Raw genomic sequence first — 17,168 nt, 5'->3', positions numbered from 1 at the left:
TGCCATTTCTATCTCGCTAAAGGAAGCTGTTTCAACTACTATTAGGAATTTATCCTGTGTGCTCCACTTTTCCACTTCAGGCTCGCCACCTGGAACTGCTATGCCGTTTGCCCTGGCTTTTTTCTTCCAGCTGTGTAGCGTGGCCTCAGATAGTCCTGTTTCTCTTGATATGGCGCTAACTGATTCGTTTTGGGGTGGCATCATTCTTTTGATAATTGTATATTTGAATTCTTCACTGTATCTCGTCATAGTGTTTCCTCCTTGTTTACATTACTAACTATAGTTTTTTTAGAGGTCTATGACAACTATTCTGACACAGGGGGGTTTAGCCCGGTCAGGTGGTGAGCAGGGCCTGATCATGTGTGGCCCTTATTGTACTTGCATGCCCGGGCACCGGGGTCCTGTGCATGTCGGCCAGTATGCCCCTGCTGCGCTTCGCTCCGCAGGGAAAAACGAAATTTTTTTGCTCCGGCCCTTGACACCGGTACCGGCAGCGGTGGTCGGAAGAAAAACGGGAGGTTGTGTAAGATGTTGAGAAGGCTGTTGGGTAAGGTTGATGATGGGCGGTTTGGCCGCGCACTGGCGGGCATTCAGGCCGGCTGGCAGTGGGAGTGCAAGGAGCGGAAGGCAGAGTGCGTTGAGAGGTACGTGAAGCATGGCAACAAGCAGTACATGGTGGTTATCGAGCGGCGTGGCCGCGGTGGGTCAGCGCGGTGCAGCTGCGAAGATGCGGTCAAGCGCGGGGTGCTGTGCAAGCACATCGCTTTTGCCGCCGTGTCGGAGCTGGCAGCCGCCGCGGCGGCGCGCAGCGCGCACCGCAGTTGCAGGTGCTGAGGCGCCCCTTTTTTGGTCGCGGCGGTGTGTTTAGTATCGGTTGTTTAAGGGCGTGGATCGCTATAAAATATTGATAAGTGAGGATTAGGTGTGTCTGTGGTTGCGGCTGGGTACAGCCCTCCTCCACCAAAATTTGGTAGTTGATTGCGAGTCTTTGAAACTCGCGTTTTTTATTGGTTTTTGTAATGCGGGTAGTTAAAAAGCCGTAGTTCCTTGCGGGATAAGGAATTACGGCTTTGTTGTTTTTGTAACCGTAGAAATTCATTATGTTTATTAATCGGGTAGTAGTTTACTTGCTTATTTTTTTCAAGTCTAGCGGGTATATTGTTATGGTTCCATCTTGTTTTATTGAAAGAACCTAATTTTATGGGCCATCTCTGCTGACCTTACCCCGGTAACGGCCAGCTGCAAATAACGGTCTATCCTGAAACGAAGACTTTCTATAATAATATAAGACATAAGAAATCTGATTTCTTTTAAAAAGAATCAAAAAAACTACTATGCCGACAAAGGAGTTTTGATTATGTATGCGAACGTTTTTGGTTCTCATCATCCATATATTTAACTAATGTCTATAATTTGGAAGTTGGTGAAATGTTCTTGATTGAATTATAGGGCAGTAGGCCACAAAATACGCTCTTAATACCATGATCCATTTCGCGTCTATTTCTTCCGCGATGATGAGGATCGTTAACGTTAATCTCGCTATTTAGGAGGGATATATATGCCAAATTATAATATTTTCAAAGTTGACCCAACTAAGCGAGATGAGATGATGCAGAAATAGAGTGGATTAATTTATACTCTTCTTTTATTAATTTAGAGAGTCCTCCCACTAACAAAAGCTATTTCGCAGTAATGCTTATTGCTGTTCCAAATGGTAATGAATACGCCATTAGTATGGGAAAAGCACATTTTGCTATTATGATTTTGGTTTGCAATTGGCTGAAAGAATTTTTAAGAAATCAAAACTCAAGCACTCAAAATTCTATTCATCTCGCCACAACTGGCCGGAATACCGAAGATGTCTTTGCTGACCTTGAAAGACGGTCATAGGGAATATGATTTTCTTTGTTTAGACAGACCATAATGGCCCTGTTAACTACTATACCTGGCCAACCGACCTCACCGATCGGTTAACTTTTTGCATGAATAAAAACAAGGGGATTCTGGAAAGCCTTGCCGGTCTTTCAGAATCTCCCCATAGAGGCTGCCACCGTTTTGTTATTGAAAGCTATTAAAGCCGTATCTTATTATTTTGTTAAATAGTCTTTATACTGTTCTCGCAAGACCGATTTTTTGAATTTACCCACGCTTGTTTTGGGTATTTCATCAATAAAAACTACATCATCCGGTAACTGCCATTTGGCGAACTTGAGCGATATAAAGTCAATGATCTCATCCTTGGTAACCTGGCCCTTAAATTCATTTCTTAAAACCACAAAAGCAAGGGGCCGTTCCTCCCACTTGGGATGATAGACACCCGTAACGGTTGCCTCGAGTACCTTTGGATGGCCCATGATGGTGTTTTCCAAATCAACGGAAGAAATCCATTCACCGCCGCTCTTGATCAGGTCTTTCACCCGATCAGTTATTTTAAGAAAACCATTAGGGTCGATGGTTCCGGCATCTCCGCTTTTCCAGTAACCGTCCAGGAAACACTCCTGCGTCCGCGGATCATTATAATAACTACCGGTAATCCAGGGGCCCCTTATTAATATTTCACCGGAGGATTTACCGTCCCTGGGCAGTTCATTGCCTTCAGGGTCTACAATTTTGATATCCAGCCCTGTTACCGGTAGTCCTTGCTTGCGCTTCAGGTCCCATATTTCCTCCTCAGATAATTTATCTTTCCAATCTGGTTTAACCAGGTTAAAGGTTGCCAGCGGAGTGGTTTCAGTAGAACCATAGGCATGAATAATATCAGCGCCGGTAAGTTCCTTCCAACCCCTGATCATAGCCAGGGGTGGCTCCGTGGCCCCGGATGCGAATCTGGCACCACTGAAATCAGGCTTTTCTTCAAGTGTTCTGATGTAATTTAGCATTGGCATAAAAATGGCGGGGGCTCCACAACCTACTGTAACCTTTTCCTTAATCATCAAATCGACCAGCGGCCCTAAATTCTCTACCATAAAGCGCCCCGGTAAGATAATCTTAGCCCCTATGAATGTAGCCGAGAAGAAAAATCCCCAGCCCTGAGCATGAAACATAGGTACAATTTGCATATAAGAATCCTTCCATGACATGCTTAGATAACAAATTGCTTCTATAGCGTGCAAGTAAATGCAACGATGGGAATAATACACACCTTTGGGTTTTCCGGTGGTCCCGGTGGTGTAGCAGGCGCTGTAGGCGGCGGTTTCATCAATCATGGGCCAATCATAATTCGGGTCTGCTTCTTTTAACAGATCCTCATAACTATATACAGGATTTAATTTTGTATCTATTTCGGCTAAATTTTTATCTGTCATGATCACGTAACCCTGTACTGTTTTAAGGCTTGGGGCGATAGCTTCCGCCACCGGTAAAAGGGATTCATCCACAAAAACAATTTTGGCCTCACTATGGTTAGTCACGTAAATCAGATCTTCCGGTGTTATGCGTAGATTCATCTGCAGTAACACTGCTCCGGTACCGGGAATCGAAAAATATAGTTCGTAAAACCGGTGGCTATTCCAGTCAAGTACACCAACTCTGTCCCCGGCGCTGACCCCAATCTTGCCCAGGGCGTTGGCCATCCTTTGGATCCTTTCGTAGGCTTCTGCGTAGTTATAGCGAAAGATTCCCTGTGAAGTACGGTAGACTATTTCCCGCTCAGGAAAATTCCTTGCAGCATGTCTGATGATGGTAGTGGTATTAAGCTGATAGTCGTTCATTGATGTTGATGGACAGCCTTTTATAATATTCATTTTAACCTCCCACATTTAAATTAATATTTTTTATATAAATCAAATTAAAAATTTTCAAAAAATTAGTTTGAGACAACCTAACGCAAGGTTTATGCCAGCTGTTTTATCTAATATAGCAATTTCTCTAAAGATGACTACTTTAGATAGATTCTGCTTTAGTTAATTATTTATTAAGCAAACAAGTGTTATCACCAAAATATTATCACCAAAATCGTCAATTCAAAATTAAGCGGTTTTTTCTTATACGAACTTTTTAAAACTTGAGATTGGCATAAAAATGTCCTGGACTCGGGACATTACCAGCCAAAGAGCATCAATAATGCAAGCGTTATATAAAATTGCATGCCTTGATAAAGCGTCCTGAATGCAGGACAATTATCCCACATCCAGGACAAAATTATTTATCAGGATTACACCGGCCGCAGCGAATACTTATTCCCCTTGGCTAGTGAAGCCTATTAAAATAGCCCTGCTAGGAATTCTTCCTTGACGTGGTTTTATATTGTTTTCTTATGCCATGGGTTTTGAAATTTAGTTTTGAATGAGACTTAACTTACGGGAATTTGCAAGATCCTTTTATTATTTTTTTATGGATGTTAGACAATTCGACATTGTTCCCGAAGGCAATAAGCAGGTGTTTTTCAAAAACAAAAAACTTAATGCAATGAGAGTTGCATAGGAACATGTCATTATCAAAGCTTGTATGTCCTAATGTTCACTTAGGAGGTACCAAAATAATGAAAGAGAAAATTATGATGGAAAAAGAAATAAATAATATTAATTTTAAAGGATTAATAGGCTACCTGCGAAAGCATTATGGAGATGAGGGGGTACGATAATTAACGTAGCTTAAGAGGAAAATGCAAAAAATAGTCGAATTTTAAATATATGAACAATCTACCTATTGCTGCCACTAAAACAACCGGCGGAGGTTGGCCCAACCATGAAATGTTCTGAGCCATTCCGCCGGTAGTTTTAACTAATCATTCGCGGGTGACAATTAAGACTTAACTTTAAACCACAAATTTTGTTGTATATAACAACCTTCGAAGACTGCAGTTACACTGGTATCACAGCAAATTGCGCAGTTCTTGTGACGCCGGCCGGGCGGCTGCCGTCTTGATGCCCAGCACAGCCGCTGCAGTGGATGTTACCGCCGCTGCCAGCAGCAGCCCCAGATAGCCCCATGGTACAGTAATAAACTCCGGCGGCGGATCGAAAACACCAGTTAAAACTTTTACCAAAGTCAGAGCAATACCAAAGCCCAGCACTGTGCCCAGCAAAGTTCCCCCGATCAGCATGACCAGGCCTTCACTCCAGATAAAAGCACCCAACTGCCGGCCCCTGGCTCCCAGTGCCGCCAGCAGAGCCAGGGTGCGCCGTCTTTCAGACAGCCCCAGCGCCAGTATCAACCCCGTCGCCGCGGCCACCAGCAGCACGGCAAAAGCCAGTTCCAGGCGCGTTAGTCCCCTTAAGTTAACTGCTGTCAAATTGGAACTGATTAACCGCTGCGCCGAGCCGATATCAGTCACCCTGGCGCCGGCCAGAGAGCTAACAACAGGTCGGGCCCGGGCCGCCAGCGCCGCAGGGTTTCCGGTCGACCGCATTAAAACTATTTCACTGGCGTCATTGCCCGTGACCCGGGCCAAATAAGAAGCATTAGCTACCAAAAATGAATCCCTGGGCGCAGTGGGAAACTCCCGGACCACCCCCACAAAGTGGAAGGTCACTGGATGATAACTGTGATCCCGACTGTTCTGCAAACGCAGCCTCAAGAGGTCGCCCGGGTGCAATTGAAAATCCCGCACCGTTTCTTCGGAAACCAGCACCCCGTCGGGCTGCCGGGCCAGCGCCGCCAGGGTCGCCCGGGCATTGCCCCCGCCGAAATAACTGTTGGATATAGAGGTCACTTTACCGATCTGCAGTGGATTAATACCGTAAATATCCTGCAAATCACTGCCCACATAAGCAAACCGGTGTATCATAGACTGCGCGGCGGCAACACCGGGGAGGGCCTGCAGCGCAGCCAGCCTACTGCCGGCCGGGGCGGTTGTGGAACCAGTGACCGTTACATCGGCACCGTTGGTTAATTCCGCGTCCACCCGGGATTGCGCGTTATACGTAGTATTGAAAACGGAAGTGGATACCGCAAAGGATACTGCCAGGGCCACCAACACCATGCCCCGTGTTACCAGTCCCCGCTGGCGGCACAGATAGGCGGCCACCAATCCGGAGAGCTTTTGGGCTGCCGGCTTAAGTGTCTTGGCCAGCCATCCCCGGCCATGTTTTAAAAAGCCTTCTCCCAAACGGCTGATCAGCAGCATACCGCCCAGCCACAGGCATAGCGGGGCTAAAAAGGCTTCGTAGTGCACGGAAACACTGGCTACCCCTTCCGGTGCCAGCACAAGTTGATAGCCAGTGCCGGCAGTATGCCATAATTCCACAGCACCTGCAGCCAGGATAATTAAATCGACATACGCACGCTGCCACAAGGGGACACCTGCGCGCCCCAGTGGGGCCCGGCCCGCCAGCACCGCTAGGTGACGCGCCTGCACCCAGGCAGGATATAGTACCGCCACAGCAGCCAGCACCAGCCCGGCAATGGCCGCTCCAACCGTCCAGGTAATTATTTGCTTATGCACAAGTACACCGGCCGGCAAAATTAGTTTATCGGTGCCCAGGGCCAGCACAGTGCCCAGCAGCACGCCGCCAAAAGCCACAACCAGCGCCTCCAGAACAGCCAGGCCCATAATCTGACCTATGGCAGCCCCACGCACCCTGAGTAATGCTTGTTCCCGGCGTCGACGCGCAGCCCCCGACGCTGTCACGGCCAGGGTCAGCCACATCGCCAGCAGCACACCAGGCAAGCCCAGGAATAAGAAGAGCACCCGCCCGTAAAGGGCATCCTCCCGCACGCCGGCCAGCCGGGCCGCCAGGTTGTCTCCCACCAGGCCGCTGCCCGCCAGGCGGGCTTCCAGGTTATTAGCCAGCCGCTGCACATAAATGTAAGCGTCGCTGGGGGCAGATGGCAATGGCTGTGCCAATTTGACGTGCAGCTGGGTGCGCACCGTATCAGGACGCAAACCGGCTTGACCATCAAAAAGGCTGTGCCATAGCGGGGCCGGCAGCAGCACTACATTATCCGGCGGTGCCTGGGGGGCGGCGCCGGGGGGGGCACCAACTGCCTGGAATAGCGCGTCGGCATCGGGTAAATCCACCACACCCGCGACCTTAACCTTTGCTGCTGGCAGACCGATCCGCTGCATAACCACGGTATCTCCTGCCTGGACATGCAGGTTGGCTGCGGTTTGCTGGGCCACTAGCACCCCTTGTGCCGCCCCCGTCAGCCGGCGCAGTTCGGCGGGAAAAGAGCGTATATAACTGTCGCTGATGCCCAGCACCTTGCCTGGCCCGGTAGTCTGTACAGTGCCGCCGGTGGCCGCTGTGAAGCCGGACACGTCAGCATAACCAACCTGTTCCAGCGCCGAATAGAACACGGTTTGGGACACCGCCTTTTTCACCGCGCCAACACTGGCTCCGGGGGCCAGCTGCACCTGCCAATCCACCGGCACACCGGCCACCGCGTGCTTGGTCATGGAAGCGGCCCCCGAGGCAATAAACGTACCTGTGGAAGCCAAAAGGCCCACGGTCAGGGCCACCCCTACCATTGCACACCACAACCGGCTCGACCGGTACGTGAATAATCCTTTCATCCAGGACAAAATAAACATTATTAACTGACCTCCAATACGCCGTGCTGCATACGCCAATTGACAGCCAGGCGCTCGGCTACGGCCGGGTCATGGGTGGCCACCACCAGGGCGGTACCAGAACCCTGTAAAAAATTAAATAAAACATCAAACATATGCCGGGCGGTGTGCCGGTCCAGCTGGCCCGTAGGTTCATCGGCCAGCAGCAGCTGAGGACGGCAGGCCAGGGCCCGCGCCATCGCCACCCGCTGCGCTTGACCGCCGGACAATTCCTCCGGCAGCTTATCGGCTAATTCATGCAAATTAAATATATCAAGCATTTCCCGGGCGGTTTGGCGAGCCTCCTCGACACTTGCGTCCCCCAGCAACATTGGCAGTTCTACATTCTCCAGCACCGACAGGGGGGGCAAAAGGCTGGGCATTTGAAAAACTACACTTACCTGTCGGGGTAGCAGACCGGATAACTCATCCAGGACCGGCCAGGTAATTTCGCCATCAGTTGGCTTATCCAGGCCGGCCATCAGCTGCAGCAATGTCGATTTGCCGCTGCCCGACGGGCCCACAAGGGCAATGCGGTCCCCGGGCCTGACCAGACCCGTGGCATCAACCAGAGCCTGCACGGACATCTTGCCTCGCCAATAGGTGCGGCTAAGGTTTTGCATACGTACCAATACCTCACTAATCATCCAGTAGTCCTCCCATCCAGCAGGTGCACGATGCGACCGGCCCGGGCCGCCAGGTTGGCGCTATGGGTGGCTACCAGCGCCGCGCCGCCGCCCTTTGTATAATCCTCTAGCAGGGCCAGCAAATATTTCTCCGTTTCCACGTCCACTTCGCCGGTGGGCTCATCCGCCAGCAGCACCGGCGGCGTATTGGACAGCGCCACCGCCAGCGCCGCCCGGGCCGCCTCCCCGCCGGAGAGCTGCGCGGGGCGCGCTCGACTGCGCTCCTTTAGCCCCACCAACTGCAGCAATTCACCAACGCGCTGCTGGTTGACTTTACCGGCCAGCTGCATGGATAGACGGATATTATCCTCCACCGTCAGGTGATCAAATAAATTACCGGACTGCAGCATAATACCCATTTTCCTGGCCCGCATGGCCGCACGCTCGGTTTGGGGCCGGCGGGTCAGTCGCCGGCCCAGCAGCTGCACATAGCCCCCGTCTGGCTCGTCAAGTCCTGCCAGACAGGCCAGCAGTGTGGATTTGCCGCTGCCGGACGGCCCCATCACCGCCACCAGCTCTCCTGGCGCCAGATGAATGCTTACCCCCCGTAAAGCCAGGGTTTCCTCTTCACCGGCGTGGTAAAAACGATAAAGGTCAAAGGCCTCCAGAACCTTATCCATTATTGCCACCTGAAGCTGTCGGAAATACGCTTCCATTGGTCAACATTGTCGGCGCCCTGGGGAGCATAGAGGTTTAACACAGCCAGCTTTCCCTTTTGATAGTAGAAGTAGCGGTTGTTTTCCAGTCGTACCTTCTTATCGGTTACCGGGTCAGGCAGAGAATTAGAGGTGTATACCACCAGCACAGCCGGACCGCCGGCCAGCTTGACATTACTTACGCTCTGCACCTGTACCGCGTGTTCCGCTTTTTTCAGTGCCGGCACCTGGTCCTTCAGCACGCTTTGCTCGGTAATGGGACCGGCAGCTTTGGTAATTTCAATACTTAAACCGTCCAGCTTATCCTGAAAGGTTGCATTATCACCGGCAACAGTGCGCGCCCAGCCTTCAGGCACGTCTATTTTATATATCCCCGAAGCCGGACTGTAATTGACGAATACCTGGGTATCCGGTATATCGCCGGGGGGGTTCTTTTCCGGTGCCACCGGCTGCTCAACGCCCTGCGAGGCTGCCGCCTGCTGCTGCGGTTGCCGTTGCTGTTGTTGTTGCTGGGGAACCGCGTTATTTTGTGTGGGCACCGAACCGCCGGAACCACAGCCGGCAGCAAAGGCTACTATAACAGCTATGGTTAGCGTTAGCAGCCAGAATTTGTTTAATTTAGCCATTCTAAGACCTCCGAAATTTTAAAATTTACATCAAGCTCAAATTTAAAGGATTTACTAGCAAAACAATTTAAAGCCTATTGAAACAAACAAAACCCCTCCCTTGCTATTTCTGTCTTTTTAGCATCTATCCATACTTTAACCACGAAGATTTAGATAATTATTAGAGTTACATTAAAATAAGATTAGAAAAAAATTTAATCATATTTTAATTTTTGGGACTTACAATTAGAAAGGAATAAAGCAGGGTGGTGGTAACATGGAAAGCTGAATCAAACAAATATCCTGGTGGTGCGTTTAAATACAAAGGAGGACTTAATTTGGTTAATCGAAATAAATTTATTTTGGGTATTATTACAGTTATTTTTCTGCTAGCGGGGTGCGCCAACGCCAATACGCATAAAATCAATAATCTTCCCACTCCGACTGCTAACGGCACACAATCAGCCAAGCCGCCAATCTCAAATAAAATAACACAAACTAGTCTGGCACCGACCAGCATACCTGTTAATTTACCAAACATATCAGCAAACAACAGTATTACCGCCCAGGGTACCATCCCAGCCGGCAATAAACTAATGATCAACAATATTACCGTAAATACTGATGCCAAAGGCAATTACAAGCAAACAATTACGTTACAACCCGGTCCCAACCAGATAGATTTAAAATACTACGGTAACAATGATTTACTGCTAGCCCACGAGACCAGAACAATAAATTACAGCCAACCATTGTCGATAAATATTCTTACTCCATCTACTGTTAGCTCACCCCAGGTAAAATTAAGTGGGATTACTTTACCCAACAGCGTTATTTATATTAACGGGGTAAAAGCGTTGGTAGACCAGGACGGTAGTTTCCTGTTATATGAATATTTAAAGCCAGGCAAAAACAAGTTTGATTTTGTAGTAGAACACAACAATATGCAATACACCCAAACTAAAATTATTACTTTCAACCCGCCGCCACCCACTATTCAATGAACAGTACCCCAATACAACTCCGGCGCGATCAAAACCAATCAGGTAACAGTTCAAGGTATAACTCAACCGGGCAACCTGGTACAGGTATTCCTAAACGGATCCAATGCTAGCACCAAAATGAAAAGCCATGTTTACCAGACCACTATAGATAAAACAGGTAAGTTTCAGTCTACGGTAGACTTATCTCAAGGTAATAATTCCATAACTATAGTGGCAACCAATAGTTATGGAATTAGCACTAGTAAAGTGTTGACTATCAATGGCAAATAGGTTCTTCTCATTTTGACTTTAGTGTATTATGATTTAAATGAATAAAACTCTCTTTACGCTATTATTTGCAACAAATCAGTAACAAGCGGCACTAGGCCCAGTGCCGCTTGTGATTTTTTTGTATGTTTTAGTAAACCACCCGCTATGCGGGTGTGAATAAAAAAGGCTATGCCTATAAATAGAAAAACTCAAACTCCAACCGGAAGAGAGGCGGCAAAATGAACTCACCGGTTTGGAGCTTCAGGCATTGTTTTTTAATAAAGGATTAAGATACAATGTAGTAAATAAATGTTATTAGATGGGAGGGGTGGTTATGGAATCAGCATATGGCCAGAGTGTTGCTTCTCACGATAAACTGCCGGGAATTTCCCAAAATAAACAGTAGGCATGGATTTCCCTGACAGCCTCACCGGTGAAAATCTCATTACTTTCTCCTGCTGCTTTGATGTGAGTTCTGATGTATTCCTCCGCTCCTTGTAAATCCAGTTATCTTGTATTTTGCATATAATTATGTCATAATTATGTTACAATTAATAGCTCAATGAGGCGGGATCTCCACCGCCCCTACACTTTGTATAGTGCCAGCAGCCTGTGGGCACTCTCCCGCATGTCTTTTCGGAGCCAATCCGGTTCCAGTACCTCCACCATCTCACCCCACTGTACAATCCACGTTTTCATCTCAGCTAGGCCGCAGGCCTCAAAGGACATTATCACCGACCCGTCTTCAAGCTGCTTTTCTATCACCTGTGAGGGGTGATAAACCAGCTTTTTAACCCGGTGGGCCACTTCCGGTCTGAACTTCAGCCTGACTTTACAGCTTTCCCCGTCATTGATCACGCCCCAGCTACGGGCCATGTATTCTTTCAAGGAGAAGTCCGTTGGGTATACAAAACGCTCCGATGAATAAGGGAATACGTCATTGATCTGGTCCACCCGGAAGACGCGGATTGCTTTCCTGGTGAGGCAGCGGGCCACCAGGTACCAGTTATGCCGCTTGCAGATTAAGCCGTAGGGCTCTACGACTCGCTCTGTATTCTGATTGCTGTGGGCAGAAAAGTAAAACAGCTTTACCCGGTAACATTCCCGGAGTGACTGCGCCAGCACGGCAAAAATCCGGCCAACGCCGGCCGGGTCCACCAGTTGCTCCTCCACTATATGGATCCGTTCCTGCAGCTGCTCCACCGGCAGGCTTTGGGGCGAATACTTGTATTTGAAAAGCGTACCCAACAGAACGTCCTTTATTTCACTGATGTGGCCGGCTAGGGCGGAGCCCTTTTGTTGTAGCAAGCTCAAGAAAATAATCAGGGCTTTTTCCGGGCTGATTGGAGGCAGGTAGCCTGCGTCCAGGCGGTACAGCCCCTCTTTTCTGGAGGTGTTTTTTTCCGGCCTGACCAGCGGAATTCTCAAGTCGTTTTCAATATGGTCCAGGTAGCGGTGAATGCTCCTGGTGCTGACTTCGCAAGCCTCAGCCATCTCCCTGCAGGAAACGCCCCCATAAGGGCTCTTCTTGTTCAGCAGGTCCAGTAATTTGGCTACCCGCAGCGCCTTTGTGGTTTCCGGGTTGGAACCGGCCATTTGTTGTCCCCCTTTGCACTTGGTGGAATCTATTCTCAGTAATATTGTTCCTGCAAAGGGAAATACGACCAGGTATTTGCATTATCCTCCTTTATCGACTGCTATTTACAATAAACACGTCTTTCTCATCCCGGTACCCGGCCCGACCAGTGTTCTTCCGGGTTTTCTCGGCTTAGCGGTTTCAGCTCTTCCGAAATGAAAATTGCCAAGTTGCACCATATTATTTCCAACTCCTCATTTTTTGTTAAAAATATTATTCCTTTTGGATAACGAATAAATGCCGGTTAAATGGTACCTGTTAATCAAGGTATTTCATTTGAGGTAGAAATTTTGTTGGAATCCCAAGCAAAATAAAACCGGCGGCTGTTTTGTGCCGGCAGCGCAAGCAATGGGTGCGGGTCTTGCCGCTTCTGCCTCTGGAAGGTGGACTTTGGGGGACCGCATGATATAATCAATATGTATCAATTACTCATTATATTTTAGCTGTTGTAACTTGTGGGAAGGTGAATTGTATTTGATTAAAAAAATTCTTCTCGCCTTTGATGGATCACAAAATGCGCTGCGGGCGGCTGAGTTTGCTGTTGATTTGCATAAAAGCATACCTCAGGCCCGGTGTGCCATAATAATAGTGGCGTCCTTCACCAGGGATGAGGCGGAGTTCCTCGGTGTCAGCGACGCGGAATTTGACAACGCGCTGCAAATCAATGCCGGGCGTATCCTGCAGGGTGCTGTGGAATTATTTAATAACGCGGGCTTAGCAGTGGATAAGGTTATATTGCAGGGGGACGCAGCCAAAAGTATAGTTGAATATGCCGGGGAAAATGGTTTTGATCTTATAGTCATGGGTACCCGTGGGCTGGGTAATGTAAAAGGGATGCTGCTGGGCAGTGTCAGCAATAAGGTTATGCACTTGGCGCACTGCCCGGTAACCGTAGTAAAATAAAAACAAGGTGATGCAATTGCGCTTTATCAGCGTTGGTATGGGCGGAATTTTAGGCGCGCTGGCCCGTTATGCCGTGAGTTTATTATTAAATAACAATGGTTTGCTGCCCTGGGGGACTTTTGCCGTAAATATGGCGGGGTGTTTCTTTATTGCCTTATTTCTCACCCTGGTGATGCATAAATTAAGCGGCCAGTCATATTTTGTACTGGCCGTTGCCACAGGCTTTATCGGATCTTTTACCACTTTTTCAACACTCAGTGTGGAAGGCATCATGCTTTTTCAATCGTCAGCTTTTTTAGCGTTGCTTTACCTGGGGCTGACCCTTCTGGCAGGACTTATTTTTACCTGGTCCGGTTATGCCACGGGGCAATACATCTTAACCACCGGCTGGGGTGAAAGATGGACCGGCTTGAGTGTAAAGGAAGAGAGAAATGGTTGATTTGGTTGCAGTCGGCGCCGGCTGGTTTTTGGGCGCCACAAAGATTTTCCGCTGGGTACTTTTGTGGTTAATATGCTGGGCAGTTTTGCCCTTGGCTTGCTGGTGTGCCATCTACTGTTTTTAAATTGGATCTCAACAGCCCGGTCTGACTTGACTTTGTTCTGAGCCGTATATTGGGGAGACTACAGTTGTAACTGTTTAATAACCATCACCGCGCAGGGAGCGTGCTGGACAATATAGCTGGAAGTGCTGCCGAGGATAATCTGCTGAATTTTATTATGGCCGCGCGCGCCGGTTAAAATTAGATTAAACTTGTTTTCACCGGCAAATTTGACAATTTTGTTGCCGGAATGGCCGTATTCAATATGTAGCTGAAAAGGCACCTGGTTTTGCTGCAGCAAATTTGCTACCTGCGCATGGTGCTCCCGGTAAAACTCATTGGCTTTCATCATAATATCATCGACCTCACTCACGGTGCCGGCAAAGTCCGGCAAATTAATTACGGAAACAACTCCGATGAATGAGCTGTATTTTTGCGCCAGGTCAATGGCAACCTCTAGGGCATTTTGGGCATGCGCCGAACCGTCATAGGCCACTAATATTTTCTTGAACATTTCACAGGACCTCCATTCCTGGAATTAGAATACTATCAAAACGGTGGTCGCAACTAATAATTGCTATGGCTGAAAAATTTTTGAGCCATTGAGCAAACATATTCCGGCGACCACACCGTCCAGGGGTCGGCATGAATAACCTGCAGGTAACTCATGTCGCTGCCGGCCGGATAAATCAGCGGGAACCGGGCCACCATGCGCAGGAAAACCCGCGCGCCGGGCACCGCCTGGTTGCTGACAAACAGTGCCGCGTTAAAAGAAGCAATATTGACTGCTTGAAAAAAAAGAACCATATTGATAATGCCGCCGGTGAGGTCTGACATTAATTCACCATTAAGCTCATCCAGTTTGCGGGCCGGCAAAACTGCGGTCACGTCGCACAGGGCCCGGGGGGCAAACGTGGCCAGCCAGTGCACCTCCCCGGTTTGGCCCAAGTACCGCACCCCTTCAGTTTTTTCATAATGAATCAATTCAGCCCAAAAATCTTTGCCGGTTTGCCGGGCGAAGCTTGCCGCCCCGGCGGTGCACCGGCGGTGGTAATTGCCCGGGGAAGGCCCGGCCAGCACCTGCAGGTGCGGGTGGACCAGGGTGCCGCCGGAGTAAGGCATGTAGTTCCAATTGGCGGTCATGTAAGCCGCCCCTGCGGCGTCTTTAGCGGCACACTTTTGCAAAAATAAGACGGCGGCTCCAAAAGAATCATTAACCAAATCAAAACTAATTTCCTCCAGGGAAACGTAATGGTCGGGAGCCATAACCACCACAGCGGAATAGCGGTCATAGGGTGAAAGGTTCGGCACCACCGTGGCCCGGCCTACCCCTAGCCGACCTTCTTCAATAAAATCTTTGGGGAACTGTGGTGTCATTTGGTTCAGGTTTTCCCCGCAAAACGGGCAGGGGTTTTGCAATGATCGTTGCACTGCCTGGGACCAATCAACAATTGGTAGCTGAAATTTTTTAAAGCTGACGACTCTGCTCATATCACCGGTCAACGGGTCGAAACGCTTTTCCACTATTATTTTTTTAGGCGCAAAATTTGACCCGGGGTCAAGCAAAACCGCTTCTTCCCGCACTAAGTTCAACTTCAAGCCCATATATTACACCTGCCCCCTAAAATTTTATATTTTTCGACTATTTAACCACCAATACAGGGCAGTGCGACTGCCGGATCACCCTCCGGCTCACGCTGCCCAGCAGCGCACCTTTAAAGACGCCGCGCCCCCTGGTGCCGACAACAATTAAGTCGCAATTGTTCTGCCGGGCATAATTCAGAATGTTCCCGGCCACATCGCCCTGCCGGACCGCAATTTCCGGCTGCAGTCCGGCCCGGTGAAATAATTGTTTTATCTTTCCAAGCTGGCCATCAACCTTTTGGCCGGCGGATAAATTATACTCTGCCGCTGGTGCGCCCAGGAACCGGGCCTCCTCCTCAGTAAAAGTCAGGACGGTTAAAATTGTGCATTGGGCTTTGGGGATGGCTTGCAGCAGGTTAACGGCAAATTGGGCAGCCCGGTAGGCGTTTTCCGATCCGTCCACGGCTAATAGTAGTTGATTAATCATTGTCTTCCCCCTTTTGGGAAAAACTAAACTTTAGCCCATCAACAAACAGGTCGAAGATATATTTTGCCACAACTACGGCTGCCGCTAGGTAGGGCTTGATCAGCGCAAACCGGATGGGGAAGGGGATGGGGTATCCCCCTGCGGTTATTGAGAAGCCATTTCTGTTTTGGGCCTGAAAAAGGCCTGGGCGATCAACGTCGGCACTATAGCGCTGGACACCACCACCGTGGCCAATATAGTATACTGGTTTTGGTCGATTATTTTATGGCTGAGCCCGAACAGGGCGGAAATGGTGCCGAAGGTAAGCCCGGTGGACATGAGCAGGGTGGTGTACATGCCGTCCCGGGAAGTAAACCCGAACGCTTTGGTCAACGGCCACACCCCCAGGAATTTTGCGGCCATTTTTACCGCCAGCAGCACCAGGATTAAGCCGAAACCGGCTATCACGGCGGAAAAAGATATAAACAGCCCGGCTTTAAGAAAATAAAACGGGGTCAGCATGGCAAAGGCCATCGCCCTCATTTTAACCATCACCTGCTTGTTTTGCATAAAAATTTTGGCCACGGCCAAGCCCAGCAGGTAAGCGGGAAGCACCGCCTCGCTGTTGGCCTTGAGCGCCAGGCCGCCCAGGCCGAATAGCAACAGAAAGACAAATTTAACCTCCATCTGGCTGACCTGGTTGCCGAACTTTTGAATGAACCACCTGGTTGTAAAGGGTGTCAGGGCGATGACGATCAAGGAAACAAGCAGAAAAACGGCCAGCCACCAGTCGTAATTGGCAAAAAAGATGCCCAAAGCCACCACCGTGCCCAGGTCGGTGATAAAGCAGGCGGCGAGAATGATTTTACCCAACTCCGTTTCGTTGAGGCCGGTTTCCACCATCACCGCATAAACCACGGCCACGGAAGTGGTGGAAAGGGCGATGCCGGCTATTAAAGCAGCGTTCAACGTCCAGCCGGTTACATAATAAGCAAAGGCAAACGCCCCCAGGAAAGGAAACAGAAAAGAAATAAAACCGATTAAAACAGTTTCCTTGAATTTATATCTAAGATCTGACGGGTTTACTTCCGCACCCGCCAAGAAGGTGAGCAATATTGCTCCGAAGCCCGCCACGTATTCCACCCAGGGAAGCATGTGTAAGCCCAGGTAATTGCCGCCGATAGCGCCGGCCATAATCTCAGTAAGCGCCACGGATATGCCCAGCCGCACGGAAAACAGCGCCGCAACCAGAGCCAGGCCCACCCAAAGTGACGCGTCCAACCACATATTCACCGGTATTCCCCCCTAAAATAGCTATAGCTAATAGAAGTCAGGAGTCAGAAGTCAG

The 17,168-nt window shown here is 49.2% G+C and carries 16 protein-coding genes; 5 read left to right on the top strand and 11 right to left on the bottom strand.

The annotated features are described in order from the left end of the window. A partial coding sequence (locus H569_RS0107945; RefSeq protein WP_027364562.1) for a transposase occupies nt 1–249 on the bottom strand: 249 nt, incomplete at its 3' end. Nucleotides 250–360: 111 nt separating this feature from the next. Between H569_RS0107945 and H569_RS23080 the strand changes: the two genes are divergently transcribed. Further along, nucleotides 361–834 carry an SWIM zinc finger family protein gene (locus tag H569_RS23080; RefSeq protein ID WP_238492495.1) on the top strand — a complete coding sequence of 158 codons (474 nt, stop codon included), beginning with the start codon at nt 361–363 and terminating at the stop codon, nt 832–834. Between the two features lie 1,253 nt (nt 835–2,087). On the opposite strand, the gene H569_RS0107930 is transcribed toward H569_RS23080, so the two are convergent. The 5 genes from H569_RS0107930 to H569_RS0107905 form a co-directional block, all read right to left on the bottom strand. Further along, nucleotides 2,088–3,743 carry a long-chain fatty acid--CoA ligase gene (locus H569_RS0107930; RefSeq protein ID WP_027364559.1) on the bottom strand — a complete coding sequence of 552 codons (1,656 nt, stop codon included), beginning with the start codon at nt 3,741–3,743 and terminating at the stop codon, nt 2,088–2,090. 1,070 nt (nt 3,744–4,813) lie between these two features. Then, nucleotides 4,814–7,474: an FtsX-like permease family protein gene (locus H569_RS0107920; protein WP_034629895.1), complete on the bottom strand. Its 2,661-nt coding sequence runs from the start codon at nt 7,472–7,474 to the stop codon at nt 4,814–4,816. A gap of 2 nt (nt 7,475–7,476) precedes the next feature. Then, nucleotides 7,477–8,139 carry an ABC transporter ATP-binding protein gene (locus H569_RS0107915; protein WP_027364557.1) on the bottom strand — a complete coding sequence of 221 codons (663 nt, stop codon included), beginning with the start codon at nt 8,137–8,139 and terminating at the stop codon, nt 7,477–7,479. Next, nucleotides 8,136–8,798: an ABC transporter ATP-binding protein gene (locus H569_RS0107910; RefSeq protein WP_034629892.1), complete on the bottom strand. Its 663-nt coding sequence runs from the start codon at nt 8,796–8,798 to the stop codon at nt 8,136–8,138. Before H569_RS0107910 ends, H569_RS0107915 begins: the two co-directional genes overlap by 4 nt. After that, complete coding sequence (locus tag H569_RS0107905) at nt 8,798–9,460, bottom strand: hypothetical protein (RefSeq protein WP_027364555.1); 663 nt, start codon at nt 9,458–9,460, stop codon at nt 8,798–8,800. Before H569_RS0107905 ends, H569_RS0107910 begins: the two co-directional genes overlap by 1 nt. A 245-nt stretch (nt 9,461–9,705) precedes the next feature. Between H569_RS0107905 and H569_RS0107900 the strand changes: the two genes are divergently transcribed. Then, nucleotides 9,706–10,443 (top strand): hypothetical protein, encoded by a 738-nt coding sequence (locus H569_RS0107900; RefSeq protein WP_157833486.1) that lies wholly within the window; start codon nt 9,706–9,708, stop codon nt 10,441–10,443. 27 nt (nt 10,444–10,470) lie between these two features. Then, complete coding sequence (locus tag H569_RS23580; protein ID WP_220427498.1) at nt 10,471–10,713, top strand: hypothetical protein; 243 nt, start codon at nt 10,471–10,473, stop codon at nt 10,711–10,713. A gap of 564 nt (nt 10,714–11,277) precedes the next feature. Here H569_RS23580 and H569_RS0107895 read toward each other — a convergent pair. Beyond that, nucleotides 11,278–12,288 carry a helix-turn-helix transcriptional regulator gene (locus H569_RS0107895; protein ID WP_027364553.1) on the bottom strand — a complete coding sequence of 337 codons (1,011 nt, stop codon included), beginning with the start codon at nt 12,286–12,288 and terminating at the stop codon, nt 11,278–11,280. Between the two features lie 514 nt (nt 12,289–12,802). On the opposite strand from H569_RS0107895, the gene H569_RS0107890 reads away from it, so the two are divergent. Both H569_RS0107890 and H569_RS19660 read left to right on the top strand, forming a co-directional pair. Next, complete coding sequence (locus tag H569_RS0107890; RefSeq protein WP_034629888.1) at nt 12,803–13,231, top strand: universal stress protein; 429 nt, start codon at nt 12,803–12,805, stop codon at nt 13,229–13,231. Nucleotides 13,232–13,247: 16 nt separating this feature from the next. Then, nucleotides 13,248–13,670, top strand: coding sequence for a fluoride efflux transporter FluC (locus tag H569_RS19660; protein WP_051273443.1), 423 nt, complete (start codon nt 13,248–13,250; stop codon nt 13,668–13,670). Between the two features lie 182 nt (nt 13,671–13,852). Here H569_RS19660 and H569_RS0107875 read toward each other — a convergent pair whose 3' ends face one another. The 4 genes from H569_RS0107875 to H569_RS0107860 form a co-directional block, all read right to left on the bottom strand. Further along, nucleotides 13,853–14,284, bottom strand: coding sequence for a universal stress protein (locus H569_RS0107875; protein WP_027364551.1), 432 nt, complete (start codon nt 14,282–14,284; stop codon nt 13,853–13,855). Between the two features lie 53 nt (nt 14,285–14,337). Continuing rightward, nucleotides 14,338–15,375 carry a hypothetical protein gene (locus H569_RS19655; RefSeq protein WP_034629884.1) on the bottom strand — a complete coding sequence of 346 codons (1,038 nt, stop codon included), beginning with the start codon at nt 15,373–15,375 and terminating at the stop codon, nt 14,338–14,340. A gap of 37 nt (nt 15,376–15,412) precedes the next feature. Continuing rightward, the gene (locus H569_RS0107865) at nt 15,413–15,841 is read right to left on the bottom strand and encodes a universal stress protein (RefSeq protein WP_027364550.1); all 429 of its coding nucleotides are present in this window, start codon (nt 15,839–15,841) and stop codon (nt 15,413–15,415) included. Between the two features lie 144 nt (nt 15,842–15,985). Continuing rightward, nucleotides 15,986–17,107 carry a cation:proton antiporter gene (locus H569_RS0107860; RefSeq protein ID WP_034629951.1) on the bottom strand — a complete coding sequence of 374 codons (1,122 nt, stop codon included), beginning with the start codon at nt 17,105–17,107 and terminating at the stop codon, nt 15,986–15,988. Between the last annotated feature and the right edge of the window lie 61 nt (nt 17,108–17,168).

The organism is Desulfotruncus alcoholivorax DSM 16058 (assembly GCF_000430885.1).
Taxonomy (GTDB): domain Bacteria; phylum Bacillota; class Desulfotomaculia; order Desulfotomaculales; family Desulfallaceae; genus Desulfotruncus; species Desulfotruncus alcoholivorax.
Note: the sequence above shows the minus strand (reverse complement) of the source record. Positions and strands in the feature narration are given on the sequence as shown.